At 56.5% G+C, this 19,479-nt stretch carries 19 protein-coding genes and 1 pseudogene; 18 read left to right on the forward strand and 2 right to left on the reverse strand.

All coding sequences use genetic code 11. The features are described 5' to 3' along the window. Positions 1 to 2: 2 nt before the first annotated feature. The 5 genes from ACA108_07315 to ACA108_07335 all read left to right on the forward strand — a co-directional run bounded on the left by ACA108_07315 (position 3) and on the right by ACA108_07335 (position 5,136). Positions 3 to 122: a GpE family phage tail protein gene (locus tag ACA108_07315; protein ID XEX97304.1), complete on the forward strand. Its 120-nt coding sequence runs from the start codon at positions 3 to 5 to the stop codon at positions 120 to 122. After that, entirely contained in the window at positions 115 to 3,267 is a 3,153-nt protein-coding gene (locus ACA108_07320; protein XEX97305.1) for a phage tail tape measure protein, read from the forward strand. The genes ACA108_07315 and ACA108_07320 overlap by 8 nt, the downstream gene beginning before the upstream one ends. Continuing rightward, positions 3,264 to 3,749, forward strand: coding sequence for a phage tail protein (locus ACA108_07325; protein XEX97306.1), 486 nt, complete (start codon positions 3,264 to 3,266; stop codon positions 3,747 to 3,749). Before ACA108_07320 ends, ACA108_07325 begins: the two co-directional genes overlap by 4 nt. Then, positions 3,746 to 4,828: a phage late control D family protein gene (locus ACA108_07330; protein ID XEX97307.1), complete on the forward strand. Its 1,083-nt coding sequence runs from the start codon at positions 3,746 to 3,748 to the stop codon at positions 4,826 to 4,828. The genes ACA108_07325 and ACA108_07330 overlap by 4 nt, the downstream gene beginning before the upstream one ends. An 89-nt stretch (positions 4,829 to 4,917) precedes the next feature. Then, a complete protein-coding gene (locus tag ACA108_07335) occupies positions 4,918 to 5,136 on the forward strand; it encodes an ogr/Delta-like zinc finger family protein (protein ID XEX97308.1) in 219 nt (72 codons plus the stop codon). A 239-nt stretch (positions 5,137 to 5,375) separates the two neighbouring features. On the opposite strand, the gene ACA108_07340 is transcribed toward ACA108_07335, so the two are convergent. Then, positions 5,376 to 7,055 carry an aspartate:alanine antiporter gene (locus ACA108_07340; GenBank protein XEX97309.1) on the reverse strand — a complete coding sequence of 560 codons (1,680 nt, stop codon included), beginning with the start codon at positions 7,053 to 7,055 and terminating at the stop codon, positions 5,376 to 5,378. A gap of 297 nt (positions 7,056 to 7,352) precedes the next feature. On the opposite strand from ACA108_07340, the gene ybjM reads away from it, so the two are divergent. After that, the gene (gene ybjM, locus ACA108_07345; protein ID XEX97310.1) at positions 7,353 to 7,742 is read left to right on the forward strand and encodes an inner membrane protein YbjM; all 390 of its coding nucleotides are present in this window, start codon (positions 7,353 to 7,355) and stop codon (positions 7,740 to 7,742) included. Positions 7,743 to 7,928: 186 nt separating this feature from the next. On the opposite strand, the gene ACA108_07350 is transcribed toward ybjM, so the two are convergent. Continuing rightward, positions 7,929 to 8,201 (reverse strand): GrxA family glutaredoxin, encoded by a 273-nt coding sequence (locus ACA108_07350; GenBank protein ID XEX97311.1) that lies wholly within the window; start codon positions 8,199 to 8,201, stop codon positions 7,929 to 7,931. A 141-nt stretch (positions 8,202 to 8,342) separates the two neighbouring features. Here ACA108_07350 and ACA108_07355 point away from each other — a divergent pair, with 141 nt between their 5' ends. The 12 genes and pseudogenes from ACA108_07355 (at position 8,343) to ACA108_07410 (ending at position 19,473) form a co-directional block, all read left to right on the forward strand. Continuing rightward, the gene (locus ACA108_07355) at positions 8,343 to 8,675 is read left to right on the forward strand and encodes a YbjC family protein (GenBank protein ID XEX97312.1); all 333 of its coding nucleotides are present in this window, start codon (positions 8,343 to 8,345) and stop codon (positions 8,673 to 8,675) included. Further along, positions 8,659 to 9,381: an oxygen-insensitive NADPH nitroreductase gene (nfsA, locus tag ACA108_07360; protein XEX97313.1), complete on the forward strand. Its 723-nt coding sequence runs from the start codon at positions 8,659 to 8,661 to the stop codon at positions 9,379 to 9,381. The genes ACA108_07355 and nfsA overlap by 17 nt, the downstream gene beginning before the upstream one ends. A gap of 312 nt (positions 9,382 to 9,693) precedes the next feature. Then, positions 9,694 to 10,524, forward strand: coding sequence for a xanthosine phosphorylase (gene xapA / locus ACA108_07365; protein XEX97314.1), 831 nt, complete (start codon positions 9,694 to 9,696; stop codon positions 10,522 to 10,524). A 43-nt stretch (positions 10,525 to 10,567) separates the two neighbouring features. After that, a pseudogene (locus ACA108_07370) lies at positions 10,568 to 11,824 on the forward strand (nucleoside permease). A 66-nt stretch (positions 11,825 to 11,890) separates the two neighbouring features. Further along, the gene (locus tag ACA108_07375) at positions 11,891 to 12,823 is read left to right on the forward strand and encodes a LysR family transcriptional regulator (protein XEX97315.1); all 933 of its coding nucleotides are present in this window, start codon (positions 11,891 to 11,893) and stop codon (positions 12,821 to 12,823) included. A 48-nt stretch (positions 12,824 to 12,871) separates the two neighbouring features. Next, the gene (gene rimK / locus ACA108_07380) at positions 12,872 to 13,774 is read left to right on the forward strand and encodes a 30S ribosomal protein S6--L-glutamate ligase (protein XEX97316.1); all 903 of its coding nucleotides are present in this window, start codon (positions 12,872 to 12,874) and stop codon (positions 13,772 to 13,774) included. Positions 13,775 to 13,898: 124 nt separating this feature from the next. Next, positions 13,899 to 14,378, forward strand: coding sequence for a YbjN domain-containing protein (locus ACA108_07385; GenBank protein XEX97317.1), 480 nt, complete (start codon positions 13,899 to 13,901; stop codon positions 14,376 to 14,378). Positions 14,379 to 14,721: 343 nt separating this feature from the next. Further along, entirely contained in the window at positions 14,722 to 15,831 is a 1,110-nt protein-coding gene (gene potF, locus ACA108_07390; protein XEX97318.1) for a spermidine/putrescine ABC transporter substrate-binding protein PotF, read from the forward strand. Positions 15,832 to 15,985: 154 nt separating this feature from the next. Further along, a complete protein-coding gene (gene potG / locus ACA108_07395; GenBank protein XEX97319.1) occupies positions 15,986 to 17,119 on the forward strand; it encodes a putrescine ABC transporter ATP-binding subunit PotG in 1,134 nt (377 codons plus the stop codon). 8 nt (positions 17,120 to 17,127) lie between these two features. Continuing rightward, complete coding sequence (gene potH, locus ACA108_07400) at positions 17,128 to 18,081, forward strand: putrescine ABC transporter permease PotH (protein XEX97320.1); 954 nt, start codon at positions 17,128 to 17,130, stop codon at positions 18,079 to 18,081. Further along, positions 18,078 to 18,923, forward strand: a complete 846-nt coding sequence (gene potI / locus ACA108_07405) for a putrescine ABC transporter permease PotI (GenBank protein XEX97321.1) — start codon at positions 18,078 to 18,080, stop codon at positions 18,921 to 18,923. The genes potH and potI overlap by 4 nt, the downstream gene beginning before the upstream one ends. A gap of 61 nt (positions 18,924 to 18,984) precedes the next feature. Further along, entirely contained in the window at positions 18,985 to 19,473 is a 489-nt protein-coding gene (locus ACA108_07410) for a YbjO family protein (GenBank protein ID XEX97322.1), read from the forward strand. The last annotated feature ends 6 nt before the right edge of the window (positions 19,474 to 19,479 follow it).

Consider the following 19,479-nt stretch of genomic DNA (forward strand, 5'->3'; position numbering starts at 1 on the left):
TGGTGGCAGATATTGCCACCATCTTTCACTGGCCGCCATCCGTAACGGACGTTATGCCGCTGACCGAAGTGCTGGCGTGGCGGCACAAAGCGATTCAGAGAAGCGGGGCCAGCGATGAGTGACAACAACCTGCGCCTGCAGGTCATTCTTAATGCGGTTGATAAAATCACCCGCCCATTCCGGGCAGCACAGGCCAGTTCGAAAGCGCTGGCGGCCGCCGTACAACAAAGCAAAACTCAGCTTAAAGAGCTTGATTCACAGGCTGGAAAGGTTGATGGCTTTCGCAAGGCTCGCTCTCAACTCGCTGAAACAGAAAAGAGCCTGTCCGCAGCAAAGCAGGAAGCCACTGCACTATCGACACAGTACGCCGCAACTACACGTGAAATGGTGCAACAGATTAAGCGCTTTGAACAAGCCAAAGCCCGTGTAAGCCAATTACAGACCAAATACAATGGGCTGCGGCAATCCGTGCAGCGTCAGCGTCAGGCTCTTAAAGAATCTGGAATTGATACTAAGAAGCTTAGTAGTGAGCAAATCAGGCTGCGCAAGGAAGCTGATGAAACACGACAAGCACTCGATAAGCAGCTGGCATCACTCAAACGCCTTGGTGAGCAGCAGCGGAAAATGCACGCCGCGCGAGCGCGGTATTCCCGTTCGCTGGAAGTGCGCGATCGTATTGCCGGAGCCGGGGCAACCACCACGGCTGCCGGGGTGGCGATGGGCGCGCCGGTAATGGCTGCAGTGAAGAGCTATGCCAGCATGGAAGATGCCATGAAGGGCGTGGCAAAGCAGGTCAACGGTCTGCGCGATGATAATGGCAACCGCACCGCCCGCTTTTATGAAATGCAGGATGCCATAAAGGCCGCCAGTGAACAGCTGCCGATGGAGCGCGGAGCCGTGGACTTTGCCGCGCTGGTTGAAGGCGGCGCCCGGATGAACGTGGCGAACCCCAATGACAGCTGGAAGGACCAGAAGCGTGACCTGCTGGCCTTTGCCAGTACGGCGGCGAAAGCCGCAACGGCGTTTGAGTTGCCTGCAGACGAGCTGGCGGAGGGGCTGGGGAAAATTGCCCAGCTCTACAGGGTGCCAACCCGCAACATTGAACAGCTGGGCGACGCGCTGAACTACCTGGACGATAACGCCATGTCAAAGGGCGCGGACATCATCGACGTGCTGCAGCGTATGGGCGGGGTTGCTGACCGTCTGGATTACCGCAAGGCCGCCGCTCTCGGTTCCACCTTCCTGTCATTAGGCGCCGCGCCTGAAATTGCCGCCAGCGCGTCAAACGCCATGGTTCGCGAACTGTCCATTGCCACCATGCAGAGTAAGCGATTCTTTGCAGGCATGGATCTGCTGAAACTCAATCCGGCAGAGATTGAAAAGCAGATGACAAAGGATGCAATGGGCACCATCCAGCGCGTGCTGGAAAAGGTTAATCATCTGCCGCAGGACAAGCGCCTGTCCGCCATGACGATGATTTTTGGCAAAGAGTTTGGGGACGACGCGGCAAAGCTTGCCAATAACCTGCCGGAGCTGCAGCGGCAGCTAAGCCTGACCGCAGGCAGCGGGGCGAATGGCTCCATGCAGAAAGAATCCGATATCAACAAGGATTCACTGTCCGCGCAGTGGCTGCTGGTTAAAACCGGGGCGCAGAACGTGTTCAGCAGCCTGGGCGAAACGCTGCGCCAGCCGCTGCTGGATATCATGGATACCGTGAAGAATGTCACCGGGGCGCTGCGCCGCTGGGTTGAACAAAATCCGCAGCTGGCGGGCACGCTGATGAAAGTGGCGGCAGCGACGGCGGCGATCACCGTGGCGCTCGGCACCTTCGCCGTGGCCATTGCGGCGGTGCTGGGGCCGCTGGCGGTGATTCGATTTGGCCTGTCCATGCTGGGAGCTAAAACGCTGCCGTCTCTGGCATCAGCCGTAACCCGCACCGGCAACAGATTGTCATGGCTTGCCAGCGCGCCGCTTTCGCTGCTGCGCCGTGGTCTTGCTGCATCCGGTAGCAGAACCGGATTACTGGCCGGGCCACTGAATGCCCTGCGCCGCTCTGCAGGTCTGACAGCAAATTCTGTCAGGGCGATAGCCGGGGCACCGCTGGCAATGTTACGCACCGGGCTGTCCGGCATCCGGGCCATTATTGGCATGGTGATGAATCCGCTGGCGGCGTTGCGGGGTGGACTATCCGCTGCCGGCAGCCTGATGCGTTTTCTGGTATCCGGTCCGCTGGCGCTGCTGCGCATGGCGCTGTATGGCGTTTCCGGCCTGCTGGGCGCGCTGCTGAGTCCGATTGGTCTGGTTGTTGCGGCGCTGACAGGTGTGGCGCTGGTTATCTGGAAATACTGGCAGCCCATCAGCGCATTTTTAGGGGGCGTAGTTGAAGGATTCAAAGCGGCTGCGGCACCGATTAGTGCGGCATTCGAACCGCTAAAACCGGTCTTTCAGTGGATTGGCGATAAGGTGCAGTCTCTCTGGAGCTGGTTCACCGATCTGCTGGCCCCGGTTAAATCCACCTCCGCAGAGCTGCAGAACGCGGCAGCAATGGGGCGGCAGTTTGGTGAGGCGCTGGCAGCCGGGCTGGAAATGGTCATGCACCCGCTGGAGTCGCTGAAATCCGGCGTCTCATGGCTGCTTGAGAAGCTCGGCATGGTCAGCAGGGAGGCGGCAAAGGCGAAGCTGCCGCCGCAGCAGCCCGCCACGGTGAATGGTGACGGCAGGGTGGTCTTACCGCCGGGCGGTTTTCCCTCCATGGGGTATGCGGGTATGTACGACAGCGGCGGCATTATTCCCCGTGGTCAGTTCGGGATCGTCGGGGAGAACGGCCCGGAGATTGTTAACGGTCCGGCGAACGTGACCAGCCGCAGACGCACGGCGGAGCTGGCACGCTACGCGTCAGAAATTAATCCGGTACCGATGGCGGTCAACGCGCCCGCAGCAGTCAGACCTGAATCCCCGGTTCGCCAGATTGTACTGGCCTCGGTGGTTGCAGGCGTGATGGGCGTTGCGGCGGCCCCGGTTGAAGCCGCGCCACTGCATCCAATGAGCCTGCCCGCTCCGTCGTACCAGCCACAAACGAACAAGCCAGCCAGCGCAGCGCCGGTGATGCATTTTGAAACCCATGCGCCCATTACCATTTACGCGCAGCCCGGACAAAGCGCGCAGGACATTGCGCGGGAAGTGGCGCGCCAGCTTGATGCCCGCGAACGCCAGACGCAGGCGAAAGCCCGCAGTAATTTCAGTGACCAGGGGGGATATGATTCATGATGATGGTGCTGGGTTTATACGTGTTTCAGCTGCGCACGGTTCCTTATCAGGAGCTGCAGTATCAGCGCAGCTGGCGACACGCGACCAACAGCCGGGTGAGCCGCCGTCCGTCCACGCAATTTCTTGGCCCGGATAATGATTCGCTGACGCTTTCCGGTGTGCTGTTGCCTGAAATCACTGGAGGCAGGTTGTCACTTCTGGCGCTGGAGCAGATGGCGGAGCTGGGCAAGGCATGGCCTCTTATCGAGGGCAGCGGGACCATCTACGGAATGTTTGTTATCGAGAGCCTGAGCCAGACCAAAGCGGAGTTTTTTCAAAGCGGGATGCCGCGCCGGATTGAGTTTACGCTCACCCTTAAGCGCGTGGATGAATCGCTGACGGATATGTTTGGCAGCCTCAGCGATCAGCTGGTTAGCCTGCAGGACACCGCAACGTCTGCGATTGGCAACATTACCAGTACGGTGGGAGGCATGCTGCAGTGAATATTGACCTCAACAGCAAAACCCCGGCATTCAGCATCAGCATAGAGGGAAAGGACGTGACGACGGTGCTGGACCCGCGACTGATGAGCCTGACGCTGACGGATAACCGGGGATTTGAGGCCGACCAGCTCGATCTGGAGCTGGACGACGCGGACGGGCAGATAATCCTGCCGCGTCGGGGTGCGGTTATCACACTGGCGCTGGGCTGGAAAGGTCAGCCGCTTTTCCCGAAAGGGGCGTTTACCGTGGATGAAATTGAACACGCGGGCGCACCTGACCGGCTGACCATCCGCGCCCGCAGCGCGGATTTCCGCGAAACGCTCAATACCCGTCGTGAAAAGTCCTGGCATCAGACCACCGTAGGGGAGGTGGTAAAAGCTATCGCCGCCCGGCACAAGCTCAAGATGGCGCTGGGCAAAGACCTGACGGACAGGCCCGTTGACCATCTGGACCAGACCAACGAAAGCGACGCCAGTTTTCTGATGAAGCTGGCCCGCCAGTCCGGCGCTATTGCCTCAGTGAAAAACGGCAATCTGTTGTTTATCCGGCAGGGGCAGGGCAGAACCGCCAGCGGCAAACCGCTGCCGGTCATCACGATCGCCCGAAGCGCAGGTGACGGCCACCGTTTCACCCTGGCAGACCGCGGCGCCTATACGGGAGTGATTGCCAGCTGGCTGCATACGCGGGAGCCTGCGAAGAAGCAAACCACAAGCGTTAAGCGCCGACGTAAAACCACCGCAACCAAGGAGCCGGAAGCAAAGCAGGGTGATTATCTGGTGGGAACGGATGAAAACGTGCTGGTTCTGAACCGCACCTATGCCAACCGCAGCAATGCGGAGCGTGCCGCAAAAATGCAGTGGGAACGCCTGCAGCGGGGCGTGGCGTCCTTCACTCTGCAGCTGGCAGAAGGACGAGCCGATCTCTATACGGAAATGCCGGTGAAGGTGACAGGGTTCAAACAGCCGATTGATGATGCGGAATGGACCATTACCACCCTGACGCATTCCGTCAGTCCGGATAACGGCTTTACGACAAGCCTGGAGCTTGAGGTGAAGATTGATGATCTTGATATGGAATAATTAGTTCACATTCCAGAACTTTAAGTTCACATGATGAAATAATAAGGTATGATTATTGCGAATAGTGGAAAAATAGCGAGGGCGTAAAAATGATGAATTGTCCTTTGTGTGGGAACTCCGCCCACACCCGCAGCAGCTTTCAGGTATCTTCGACGACTAAAGAACGCTATAACCAGTGCCAGAACATAAACTGCAGCCACACCTTTATCACGCATGAAACTTTTGTCCGTTCGATTGCCTGTCCGAAAGAAGCCCATGCGGTGCAGCCACATCCTTCCCGTTCAGGTCAGGTAGCTATGTCTCTTTAGGCGCTGCCGCCATTTTGTCGCCATTGGCTCAGGTAGGATAGGGTAAAGTGCTGATATGAAAGGTTATAAATTTCAGGCAATAAAAAACCCATCAACCTTGAACCAAAAGAGGCGGGGTTGATGGGCTCCACAAATTGGGGACATCAAAGAAAAGCAGTGGCATTAATTAAGACTGGCACCTTAGGAAAAAGTTCGACCGGTCATAAAAAATAATTATTTTTCTTTGTCTGTGGTCTTCGTCACATTCCGGGCCATATGATGACAATTAGCGTACCTGCTAAGGTTAACAACACGTTAGCGATGGCGTAGGTGCCTGCGTAGCCCAGCGCCGGGATGTTGCTGCGGGAGACGTCGCTGATGATTTCCATTGCCGGTGCGCAGGTGCGGGCACCCATCATTGCGCCGAACAGCAGCGCTCGGTTCATGCGCAGCACGTAGGCCCCGAACAAGAAGCAAATCACTACCGGAATGAGGCTGACGGCCAGCCCGGCAATCAGCATTTGTCCGCCGACCGCGCCGACGTGGCTGATGCCGCTGCCCGCGCTCAGGCCCACACCTGCCATAAACACCATCAGACCAAACTCTTTCACCATGTTCAGCGCCCCCTGTGGGATATAGCCGAAAGTCGGGTGGTTAGCTCGCAGGAAGCCCAGCATGATGCCCGCAAACAGTAGCCCCGCCGCGTTGCCCACGCCGAAGCTGAAGGAGCTGAACTGGAAGGTGATCATGCCGATCATCAGGCCGATAATAAAGAAAGCGCAGAAGGCGAGCAGGTCGGTGATCTGGCTGTGAATCGAGATAAAGCCGATGCGTTCGGCAACGGTTTTAACACGCCTTGCATCGCCGCTGACCTGAAGCACATCTCCCTTATTCAGCACGATGTTATCGTCGATAGGCATTTCAATCTGGCTGCGGATTACGCGGTTCAGGAAGCAGCCGTGGTCCGTCAGCTTGAGCTGTGCCAAGCGACGGCCTACCGCATTGTGGTTCTTAACCACGATCTCTTCGGTGACGATACGCATATCGAGCAGGTCGCGGTCGAAGACTTCTTTACCGTTGCGGAAGCTCGGGTCAAGGCGTGAGTGAGCATCCGGGTAACCAACCAGGGATATCTCATCGCCTTTTTGTAGCACCGCATCACCGTCCGGGTTTGCGAGAATGCCGTTTCGGCGGATACGTTCGATATAGCACCCGGTTTGGCGATAGATGCCCAGCTCGCGCAGATTTTTGCCGTCCGCCCAGGCGACCAGTTCGGAGCCAACGCGATACGCGCGGATAATGGGCAGGTAGACCTTACGTGCCGCATCGGTGTCCAGACCGCGCTCACGGGCAATCTGCTGGGCGCTGGTTTGTAAATCCTGATGCTGGAGCTTCGGCATGTAGCGCGCGCCAATAATCAGGCTGACCAGGCCAATCAGATAGGTCAGCGCATATCCCAGGCTCAGATGGTCCAGGGAGTCAGCCAGTATCTCTTTCGACATGCCCGAATGGCGAAGCGTGTCTCCGGCGCCAACGAGCACGGGGGTTGAGGTCATGGATCCGGCGAGCATCCCCGCCGTCAGGCCTATATCCCAGCCGAACAATTTGCCAAAACCAAAGGCCAGCAGCATGGCGGTACCGACCATCACCAGCGCCAGCATGAGGTAGTTTTTACCGTCGCGGAAAAAGATAGAGAAAAAATTAGGCCCGGCTTCCACACCGACGCAGAAAATAAACAGCATAAAGCCCAGGTTAAGGGCGTCGGTGTTGATGGCGAAGTGCTGCTGTCCCAGTAATAAAGAGACTACTAAAACACCAATGGAATTACCCAGTTGGATTGAACCAAGGCGTAATTTACCCAGGCACAACCCTAAGGTCAGCACCACAAATAATAACAGGATGTAATTCCCGTTTAACAAATCTGCGACGTTTATATTCACGAAGGCTAACTTCTTGTTTACCAGTAAGCTGTTGAAAGAAAGGGTTTTTTGCGCTAAGGTTTTTACTTAAAACGAATTGTAGTCATTCTAAACAATCGCCGTGAAATATCACGAACCGCACCCTGACGCTGGCCGCTAGTTTAATCTTTATGAGGTTTAACAGCCAGTAAGAATATTGTGCTTATTTGAGCGCGCTTTTTTGGCATGGACTGCCACAGCTTTATCAGACTGGGCTATCTCTGCGCAGCAGAGTTCTACCTGCAAAGGGTTCGATACAGATGACGGAAAGGAGAGGGTATGTACAGGCGTGGCCAACGCGGATTGGGGGTGATCTGCTGCTTTTTACTTTTCATTCTGGTTTTTTTATCGCTGCACCTGCAGGTTGCGGAGGGCATGATGACTTCCGGCCATCTTCAACTCGGGCTGCTGCTGTTTATCCTGCCCGGTGCGATTGCCAGCTTCATATCTAAACAGGATCAGGTTATCGGACCATTGCTAGGGGCGATGCTGGCGTTGCCGCTTTGTCTTGTCATTCTGCATACCTTATTTACCCCGACTCGTTCGTTCTGGCAGGAAGTAGCCTGGCTATGCGGCGCGGTGTTCTGGACCTCTCTCGGGTCGCTGTGCTTTCTGATGATAAACATGGTGCGCAGGCGACGCGAAGACGAAAAAAAACCGGCTGAGTAGCCGGTTTGATATTGCTGACAAAGAAGGAAAAAGCGTGGTTTTTCCTTCTTTGTGGTAAGCAGGCGAAAATCAATCAATTGATTTTCCTTGTTATTTATTCGGTGAAATCTTTTCGAATTCCATTCGTTGTAGATTTGTCATCAGTCTGAAACCGGCTGAGTAGCCGGTTTTTTTTCTGTCTGAAACTTATTCTGCGTTCTGGAACAGGTTCAGGTGCTCTTTCGCGTAAGCTTCGAAATCGGTGCAGCCGCCAATGTGCTGCTGATCGAGGAAGATCTGTGGAACGGTTTCCACCGGCTTACCGACGGTTTTTTCCAGATCGGCTTTGGTGATGCCTTCCGCGTGGATGTCTACGTAGCGGAAGTTGAAGTCGTCACGCTCGGCGGTCAGTTTCTCAGCCAGCTCTTTAGCACGGACACAATACGGGCAGCCAGGGCGCCCAAAAATAACTGCAAACATGTAATCTCCTCAGTTTTTGTGGCCGAACGAACCGGCGAATGGAGACTATAATGCCGATAACCGGGGGGAATGAAAAGAAGGTCCTGCCTCTTAGTTTGATATCCGCAGGCTATAGTAAATCGCGGAGCAAGGTTTTCGCTGGTGTATACTGATTCGCTAATTGCCTTCGGAGACAAGCAGATGCGTTCATTAGGGGCCTTACCCAGGTCGGTACTGATTCTGGAAGTTTTCGGTATCGCTTTTTTGTTGTTTTCGTACCTTTCCCTGAACGGATATGTTTCATTGCCCGCACCAATAGGTACAGCCACCGCTGCGATAGTCATGGTATTTTTGGGTGTTGCGCTGATGATACCGGCGGCGGCGTGTATGGTCTGGGCCATGGCGCAAAACGTTGCGCCGCTGCTGACCAAAGGCCCGGCACCAGAATCGCAATCAGACAAGACAAAGGAAAAACGAGATGACGCCGACAATTGATCTGCTCCGCTCACATCGCTCTATTCGTAAATTTACCGATGAGCCCATCACAGACGAACAGCGTGCGGCGATTCTCGCCAGCGCCCAGTCGGCTTCCAGCTCCAGCTTTTTGCAGTGCAGCTCTATTATTCGCATTACTGATAAAGCGATGCGCGAGCAGTTTGTTACCCTGGCAGGTGGACAGCCACACATTGCCCAGGCCGCTGAGTTTTGGGTCTTCTGCGCCGACTTTAACCGTCTGCTACAAATTTGCCCGGATGCGCAGCTTGGTCTGGCCGAGCAGCTGTTATTAGGCGCGGTAGACACCGCCATCATGGGGCAGAATGCCTTCACCGCTGCGGAATCGCTTGGTCTCGGCGGCGTCTATATTGGCGGCATTCGTAATAATATTGAGACCGTAACGGAGCTGCTGGGCCTGCCGCAGCACGTGCTGCCGCTGTTCGGCCTGTGCCTGGGCTGGCCGGTTCAGGATCATAGTGTGAAGCCGCGCATGCCTGCCGCCATGCTGGTTCATGAAAATCACTATCAGCCGGTCGACCCGGACGTGCTGGCCGCGTATGACGAAGAGATGGCGCAGTATTATCTCTCCCGCGACAGCAACGCGCGCCGCGACACCTGGAGCGACCATATCCGCCGCACGGTGATCAAAGAAAGCCGTCCGTTCATTCTGGATTATCTGCACAAGCAGGGGTGGGCAACAAGATAAAATAAGCGGCGACTTCGGTCGCCGTTTAGATTGCTGACAAAGAAGGAAAAAGCGTGGTTTTTCCTTCTTTGTGGTTAGCAGCCGAAAATCAATGAATTGATTTTCCTTGTTATCTATTCGGTGAGATCTTTTCGAATTCCATTCGGTTTAGGTTTGTCATCAGTCTGAGCGGCGACTTCGGTCGCCTTTTTTAATTGATACATTTTCGCTATGAATCCGGGGTGCAAACGGTATTGGTGAGGGGCCGCAACCGGTCGGTATAAAGGTTGTCGTGAAGACAAATTTTAATCCGAGCATGATAAGGAGCCCCTGATGTCGACCACCCTGGACAATTCTCCGTACTACGCCGCAGATATTATCCGCTCCCGCATTAACGGCCTGATCCCCCGCGTTGCCTTTATCCTTGGCTCCGGGCTGGGCGAGCTGGCCGATAAGATCGAGCAGCCCGTTGTCTTTCCTTATGACCAACTGCCGGGCTTTCCGGTAAGCACCGTTCATGGCCACGCGGGCGAGTTGGTTGTCGGCACGCTGGCAGGCGTTCCGGTTGCGTGCATGAAGGGGCGTGGCCACTTCTATGAAGGGCGAGGCATGTCGGTCATGACCAGCGCTGTACGCACTTTCAAACTGCTGGGCTGCGAAATCCTGTTCTCAACGAATGCCGCCGGTTCGCTGCGTCCGGACGTCGGGCCTGGCTGCCTTGTGGCACTGAACGACCATATCAATACCATGCCGGGCACGCCGACCGTTGGATTAAACGACGACCGGTTCGGCGAACGTTTCTTCTCGCTGGCAAATGCTTATGACGCGGACTATCGCGGCGTACTTCAGCAGGTTGCAAAAGAGCAGGGCTTCCCGCTGAGCGAGGGGGTGTTCGTCTCTTATCCTGGGCCAAACTTTGAAACCGCGGCGGAAATCCGCATGATGCAAATCATCGGCGGTGACGTAGTGGGCATGTCCGTTGTGCCGGAGGTGATCAGCGCCCGCCATTGCGGCCTGAAGGTGGTGGCGGTCTCGGCTATCACTAACCTTGCCGAAGGGCTGGGCAGCGTGCAGCTGTCCCACGCGCAGACGCTGGCAGCTGCGCAGCTCTCCCGTCAGAACTTCATTAATCTAATCTGCGGCTTCCTCGGCAAGCTGGTCTGAGGGATACCCACCAAACCGGATAAAACACATGGCGATTAACTCCGTGGCGATAAAACCCCGCCTGAAAATCATGTTGTTTTTGCAGTACTTCATCTGGGGTGCCTGGCTGGTGACGTTGGGCTCTTATATGATCAACACTCTCGGTTTTCACGGGGCGGACGTGGGCATGGTCTACAGCACAAAGGGGCTGGCGGCAGTGCTGATGCCGGGGCTGGTGGGGATCATTGCCGATAAATGGCTGCCAGCAAACCGAGTGTATGCCCTGTGTCACGCGACGTGTGCGGTGATGCTGGTCTGGGCGGCCAGCGTCAGCCAGCCGGGGCTGATGTTCTGGATCATGCTCGGCAATGCGATGGCCTTTATGCCGACCATTGCGCTGTCTAACACCATCTCTTACGCCAGCCTGGAAAAGGCGGGGATGGATACCGTCAGCCAGTTTCCGCCCATCCGCGTCTTTGGCACCGTTGGGTTTATCACCGCGATGTGGGCGGTAAGCCTGCTGCGCCTTGAGCTAAGTAATATTCAGCTCTATATCGCGGCGGGGGCGTCTGTGGCGCTGGCCCTTTACGCTTTGACGCTGCCTACCACGCCTGTTGCCCGAGGACAGGTATCCCGCAGCTGGGTGAGACGCCTGGGTCTGGATGCCTTCGTGCTGTTCAGAAATCCCCGTATGGCGGTGTTTTTCCTCTTCGCCATGCTGCTGGGCGCGGTGCTGCAAATAACTAATACCTTCGGCAATCCGTTCCTGCATGACTTTGCCCGCCAGCCAGAGTTTGCCGATAGCTTCGTGGTGCGCTATCCGTCGATACTGCTTTCCGTTTCGCAGATGTCGGAAGTGGCGTTTATCCTCACCATTCCCTTCTTCCTGCGTCGTTTTGGCATTAAGCAGGTGATGTTGATGAGCATGGTCGCCTGGGTGCTGCGTTTTGCGCTCTTTGCCTGGGGTGACCCGTCGGCCATCGGTTTTGTTCTGCTGCTGCTCTCCATGGTGGTGTACGGCTGCGCGTTCGACTTCTTTAATATCTCCGGTTCGGTGTTCGTGGAGCAGGAGGTGGATTCGCGTATCCGGGCCAGCGCGCAGGGGCTGTTTATGACCATGGTCAACGGCGTAGGGGCTTATGCGGGTGCGATACTGAGCGGCTAGGTGGTGGATTATTTCACGGTCGGAGGGATCAAAGACTGGACGACGATCTGGCTGGTGTTCGCGGCTTACGCGCTGGTGCTGGCGGTTATCTTCCACTTTAGCTTCCAGTACCAGCACACGCCTACGCTCAACGCTTCGGCACCGCTCGCACATTAGCCCCGGAGGCGTTGCATGCGCGCCGCGGGGTGGTAGCTTATGGGGCGTCCACTAACAAGGAGTCCCATGAACACTTCCCAGCGCGTCTACCGTACGGACCTGAAACTTCTGCGTTATTTTCAGGCGGTCGCCGAAGAGCTGCATTTTGGCAAAGCGGCCGTGCGGCTGAACATGTCCCAGCCGCCGCTCAGCTTCCATATCAAGGAGCTGGAGTCCCAGCTGGGCACGATGCTGTTTATTCGTCACTCCCGCAGCGTGGCGTTAACGCATGCCGGGGAGGTGCTGCTTCAGGAAACCCGGCAGCTGCTGGATAACGCGAGTATGGCCTTTGCCCGCGTAGAGCAAATTGGCCGCGGGGAGGGCGGTCGCATTCATCTGGGCATCGTCGGCACCGCTATCTGGGGTGGGCTGCGCCTTGCACTACAGCGCTTTATCACGGATTACCCGGCCATCGATATACTGTTCCGCGAAAAATCGCCGGGGGACCAGCTGGCCCTGCTGGAGCGTCACGATATCGACGCGGGCATCTGGCGCATGGAAACCAGCCCGCCAGGCGGGCTGAAAAGCGAAAAGCTCCACGAAGCCACTTTTATGGTGGCGCTACCAGAGCAGCATCCGCTGGCAAAGCAGGCCACCGTAGAGATAGGACAGCTGCGCCACGAAGCTTTTGTCACCATGACGGCAGTCCATTCCGACTGGACGTTTCTGCAGCGGGAGTGCCGTGAGGCAGGCTTTACGCCGCGTGTGGTGCGTGAAGCGGTGGAGCCGCAAACGGTACTGGCGCTGGTCAGCATCGGACTGGGGCTGACGATTATGGCGGACAGCTACGCGCAGATGAACTGGCCCGGCGTTGTGTTTCGCCCGCCCAGTAAGCCGATCCCAGCAGATCTCTATGCCGTCTACGATCCCGGTCAGCTCACCTCGACAACAAGGCAGCTTATAGACGCGTTAAAGAAATCCCCCGACACGCTGCCCATCGTTGAAAGCGCAGGGCGGTGATATGATAGTCGGGCTGTTATTATCGGTCCGGAAACGCTGAGGTGCAGGGTGAAAATCGCCATTTTATCCCGGGATGGAACGCTTTATTCTTGTAAACGCCTGCGTGAGGCGGCGGTGCGCCGTGGCCACACGGTGGAAATTATCGATCCGCTGTCATGCTATATGAACATCAACCCGCTTTCCCCGTCGGTGCACTATAAAGGGCGCCAGCTGCCGCATTATGACGCGGTTATCCCCAGGATTGGCTCGGCCATTACGTTTTACGGCACCGCCGTGCTGCGCCAGTTTGAAATGCTGGGCAGCTATCCGCTTAATGAATCGGTGGCTATTACCCGCGCGCGGGACAAGCTTCGTTCGCTACAGCTGCTCGCCCGCCAGGGTATTGACCTGCCGGTGACCGGCTTTGCCCACTCCCCGGACGACACCAGCGACCTGATTGATATGGTAGGCGGCGCGCCGCTGGTGGTGAAGCTGGTGGAAGGCACCCAGGGCATTGGCGTGGTGCTGGCGGAAACGCGTCAGGCGGCAGAAAGCGTGATTGACGCGTTCCGCGGCCTGAATGCCCATATCCTGGTGCAGGAATACATTAAAGAAGCGAAGGGGCGGGATATTCGCTGCCTGGTGGTAGGCAACAACGTTGTTGCGGCCATTGAGCGGCAGGCAAAGCCCGGCGATTTTCGATCCAACCTGCACCGTGGTGGACAGGCTAACCGGGTTATGATTACCGATCGGGAGCGTGACATTGCGCTGAAAGCAGCGGCGACGCTGGGGCTGGACGTTGCCGGAGTCGATATTCTACGCGCCCATCGCGGCCCGCTGGTGATGGAGGTAAACGCCTCGCCCGGTCTGGAAGGGATTGAAAAGACGAGCGGGGTGGATATCGCCACGCTTATGATCGAATGGATTGAGCATCAGGCCCAGCCGGGCTACTGTCTGAAAACGGGCGGATAATCAACGTTAGCCGGTCATTTGAGGGGATAACCCCCGCCAAATGGACGCATAGTAATAGTATGACGCGCCGTTTTTGCGTAAGCTATGGCGCGACTTTCACCATCTCTAAGAGGCATCTGCATTTATGGATTCACTCGTTGTCCCGACCCTGGACATCTTACGCCGCTGGCTCGATGAGATCGGCGTGACTATTTTCGAGTGCGATACCTGCCAGGCGCTGCATCTGCCGCATATGCAGAATTTCGATGGGGTTTACGATGCCAAAATCGACCTGGTGGATAATATTGTGCTGTTCTCGGCGCTTGCCGAAGTGAAGCCCTCCGCGCTGCTGCCGCTGGCTTCCGACCTCTCCTCCATCAACGCCAGCTCCCTGACCGTGAAGGCCTTTCTCGACGTGCAGGACGATAACCTGCCGAAGCTGGTGGTTTGCCAGTCCCTGCAGGCTTCGGTCGGCATTACCCGCGAGCAGTTTGCCGCCTTCGTGAAGCAGAGCGAAGAGCAGATCTCGATGGTTATCCTCGAAGCGTGCGCAAATCAGCTGCTGTTTATCGCTGAAGAGGAAGAGCCGGTTGGCATAACCACGCAGGCTCACTTCCTGCACTAAACGTTGCATCGTCAGGCGCAGTGGCTGCCAGGCTCGCTGCGTTCAACGATTTTTTATCCTGCCTTAAAGCCCCCTCTATAGCACTATCCTCTGGCATTGCCGCCCCTCCGGGGGATCTCATAGACCACATCTCCTTCAAAAATCGATAAATGACGTTTTTTTCTCTGCTCACTGTTCGCTCACGCGGGCTACAGTTATTCTTGCGGGGCTGTCACAAACGTGCAACGTCGACGGGGGACGCCGTCCTTTTTTAACTACAGTTTGCATAGAGGTGCATGATTCTTGCATGGCACGCAGCGTGGGAAGGTCACGCCTGATAACTTTTATTCAGAAGGAATGAGATATGCTCGCCAATAAAAAATGGTTGTCGGCTTTGGTCGCTGGTGCGCTGATGGCGGTTTCTGCCACCTCGTCTGCGGCAGAGCAAAAGACGCTGCACGTTTACAACTGGTCCGACTATATTGCGCCGGACACGCTGGCAAACTTCACTAAAGAGACCGGCATCAAGGTCGTTTATGACGTTTTCGATTCCAACGAGGTGCTGGAAGGCAAGCTTATGGCGGGCAGCACCGGGTACGATCTCGTGGTGCCTTCGTCGCAGTTCCTTGAGCGCCAGGCGCAGGCCGGGATCTTCCAGCCGCTCGATAAAAGCAAGCTGCCAAACTATAAAAATCTCGATCCGGAAATGCTCAAGCTGGTGGCGCAGAATGATCGAGATAACAAGTACGGCATCCCTTATATGATGGTCACCACCGGCATTGGGTATAACGTTGAAAAGGTGAAGGCCGCGCTGGGTAAAGACGCGCCGGTAAATAGCTGGGACCTGGTCTACAAGCCGGAAAATCTGGAGAAGCTGAAAAGCTGCGGCGTGTCGTTCCTCGACGCACCAAGTGAAATCTACGCCAGCGTGCTGCACTATCTGGGTAAAGATCCCAACAGTTCCGATCCTAAAGATTACACCGGAGCGGCGAACGACCTGCTGATGAAGCTGCGTCCGTTTATCCGCTACTTCCACTCTTCCCAATACATCAACGATCTGGCGAACGGCGACATCTGTGTGGCGATTGGCTGGTCCGGCGACATCCTGCAGGCAGCTAACCGCGCGAAAGAGGCAAAAAATGGCGTGGATATTGCTTATACCATTCCGAAGGAGGGGGCGATGGTCTACTTCGATATGTTCGCGATGCCAGCCGACGCGAAGAATAAAGAAGAGGCGTATCAGTTCCTTAACTACCTGATGAAGCCGGACGTGGTGGCCAATATCAGCAATCACGTCTATTACGCGAATGCGAACAAAGAGGCCACGCCTTTGCTGAATGCGGAAGTACGGGACAACCCGGGCATTTATCCCCCTGCGGACGTCCGTGCGAAGCTCTTCACACAATCCGTTCTTTCGCCGAAAGTCGACCGAGTGATCACCCGTTCGTGGACTAAAGTTAAGACCGGGAAATAAGCAAACCTGCCAGGCACTTAGCCCGGTTTGCAACGGGGGACTGCACCCTGATGGTGCGACTGCCCCAATACGGACGCGGGCTTCGGCTCGCGTCGCGTTATTAGTACGGCAACCGGGCCGTACCCTTATCTGCTTTTGCCGGAGAGCAACATAATTGAACGACGCAATTCCCCGCCCGCAGGCGAAGACGCGCAGGGCGCTCACGCCGCTGCTGGAAATCCGCAACCTGACCAGGTCTTTCGACGGACAGCACGCCGTGGACGACGTCAGCCTGACCATTTATAAAGGCGAAATTTTTGCGCTGCTCGGACCATCCGGCTGCGGCAAGTCGACGCTGCTGCGCATGCTGGCGGGTTTCGAGCCGCCCAGCGCCGGGCAGATTATGCTGGACGGCGTGGATCTCTCACACGTGCCGCCTTACCAGCGGCCAATCAACATGATGTTTCAGTCCTACGCACTGTTCCCGCACATGACCGTTGAGCAGAACATTGCCTTCGGCCTGAAGCAGGACAAGCTGCCGAAGACGGAGATTGCCCAGCGCGTACAGGAGATGCTTGCGCTGGTGCATATGCAGGAGTTTGCCAAACGAAAGCCCCACCAGCTTTCCGGTGGCCAGCGGCAGCGCGTGGCCCTGGCGCGAAGCCTGGCGAAGCGCCCGAAGCTACTGTTGCTTGATGAGCCTATGGGCGCGCTTGATAAAAAGCTGCGTGACCGCATGCAGCTGGAGGTGGTGGATATCCTCGAACGCGTCGGGGCGACCTGCGTGATGGTGACGCACGATCAGGAAGAAGCGATGACCATGGCCGGCCGTATCGCCATTATGAACCGCGGTAAGTTCGTGCAAATCGGCGAACCGGAAGAGATATACGAACACCCGACGACCCGCTACAGCGCCGAATTTATCGGATCGGTAAACGTTTTTGAGGGGCTACTGAAATCGCGCGAAGCAGACGGTCTGGTGATAGACAGCCCGGGATTAATCCACCCGCTAAAAGTAGATCCGGATGCGTCCGTGGTCGACAACGTGCCGGTGTACGTCGCGCTGCGTCCTGAAAAGGTCATGCTCTGCGACGAGCCGCCCGCGGAGGGCTTCAACTTTGCGGTGGGCGAAGTGGTGCACATTGCCTACCTGGGCGACCTCTCGATTTATCACGTGCGCCTGAAAAGCGGGCAGATGATCAGCTCACAGATGCAGAACGATCGCCGCTACCGCAAAGGCGCGCCGACCTGGGGCGATGAAGTCCGCCTGTGCTGGGACGCGGACAGCTGCGTGGTTCTGACGGTTTAGGGGGCACCATGAGTCTGATTACCGAACGTTCGGCTACGCCACCCGCCAGCGGGTTTAAGCCCTGGCTGGCGCGCGTACAGATGAAGCATGGCCGCAAGCTGGTGATAGCCCTGCCGTACCTGTGGCTGATCCTGCTGTTTATGCTGCCGTTTCTCATCGTCTTTAAAATCAGCTTTGCGGAGATGGCGCGCGCCATACCCCCGTACACGGATTTGGCGACATGGGCGGATGACCAGCTCCAGATAGCCCTTAACTTTGCCAACTACTTCCAGCTGACGGACGATCCGCTCTACGCGGAGGCGTATTTGCAGTCGCTTCAGGTTGCCGGTATCTCAACGCTTTGCTGCCTGGCGATGGGCTATCCGCTCGCCTGGGCGATAGCGCACAGCAAGCCCTCTACGCGGAATATCCTGCTGCTGCTGGTGATCCTGCCTTCGTGGACGTCGTTTCTGATCCGCGTTTACGCCTGGATGGGCATTCTGAAAAACAACGGTGTGCTGAACAACGTGCTGATATGGCTGGGGGTTATCGATCAGCCGCTGACCATTCTGCATACCAATCTCGCGGTGTATATCGGCATCGTCTATGCCTATCTGCCGTTCATGGTGCTGCCGATTTACACCGCGCTGACGCGCATCGACTATTCGCTGGTGGAGGCTTCTATGGATTTAGGGGCCCGCCCGCTGAAGACCTTTTTCAGCGTCATCGTGCCGCTGACCAAAGGCGGAATTATCGCCGGGTCGATGCTGGTGTTTATTCCCGCGGTAGGGGAGTTTGTCATCCCGGAGCTGCTCGGCGGGCCGGACAGCATTATGATTGGCCGCGTCCTGTGGCAGGAGTTCTTTAATAACCGCGACTGGCCGGTGGCTTCGGGCGTCGCCATTATCATGCTGCTGTTGCTGATCGTGCCGATCATGTGGTTTCACAAATACCAGAATAAAATGACGGGGGATCACGCATGAATAACCTGCCGGTTGTACGCTCTCCGTGGCGGATTCTGATCCTGATTATCGGCTTTACCTTCCTGTATGCGCCGATGCTGATGCTGGTGATCTACTCGTTTAACAGTTCAAAACTGGTGACTGTATGGGCGGGCTGGTCTACGCGCTGGTACGTGGCGCTGTTCCAGGACTCGGCGATGATGAACGCCGTGGGGCTCAGCCTGACAATCGCGGCGGCAGCGGCCACTATGGCCGTGGTGCTGGGGACGATAGCCGCCGTGGTGATGGTGCGCTTCGGCACTTTCCGGGGCTCAACGGGTTTTGCTTTTATGCTCACCGCGCCGCTGGTTATGCCGGACGTCATCACCGGCCTGTCATTGCTGCTGCTTTTTGTGGCGCTGGGACACGCTATCGGCTGGCCGAGCGACCGCGGCATGCTGACTATATGGCTTGCGCACGTAACGTTCTGTACCGCCTATGTTTCCGTGGTTATCAGCTCGCGCCTGAGGGAGCTTGATCGCTCAATCGAAGAGGCGGCTATGGATCTGGGGGCAACGCCGCTAAAAGTCTTTTTTGTCATCACCGTGCCGATGATCGCCCCGGCGATTATTTCCGGCTGGCTGCTGGCCTTTACGCTCTCGCTGGACGATTTAGTGATTGCGAGTTTCGTTTCAGGGCCCGGTGCGACAACGCTGCCGATGCTGGTTTTCTCCAGCGTGCGTATGGGCGTTAATCCAGAAATAAATGCTCTGGCGTCTATTATTCTTGGCGTTGTCGGTATAATAGGATTCATAGCATGGTGGTTTATGGCGCGAGCAGAAAAGCAGCGGCTGCGCGATATCCAGCGTGCAAGGCGTAGCTGAAACGCTTAAAATCTGTAATCATTATTGCCTCCAGTGCCGCCGTTTTGCGGCACTGTGTCGTATGGAACGCGAGGTTAAGCAAATTTTCAGGAAGCGACGTAATAACCAGGCCAAATTAAACGTCCCTACGCTTGTCGCAGTGGCGGCTATTGCTATTCTTTCGACCCGGCTTCTGGACCTGCTGATGCTGCTTAACCTGCTCGGCGTGCGGGGCATACTGGATTTTGTTCACCGCAGCGTGCAAACCTGGCCGCTGACGCTGATCTTCTTCGGCAGCCTGGTGATGTTGTGCGTCGAGGTACGCTGCGCGTTCGTCATTCTTAAAGGCCGAAGCTGGGGGCGCTGGCTGTTTCTGGCTACGCAGGTGATTTCGGTCGGCTACCTGTGGACCGCTTCCCTGGGCTGGGGCTATCCCGAACTGTTCAGTATTCCCGGTGAGTCAAAGCGCGAGATTTTCCGCTCCCTGATGACCCAGAAGCTGCCGGATCTGCTGGTGCTTTTCCTGCTTTTTGTTCCCTCTCGCAGCAGGCTTTTTTTCAAACTTCAGTAAGCGCGT

The organism is Dryocola sp. LX212, assembly GCA_041504365.1.
Taxonomy (GTDB): domain Bacteria; phylum Pseudomonadota; class Gammaproteobacteria; order Enterobacterales; family Enterobacteriaceae; genus Dryocola.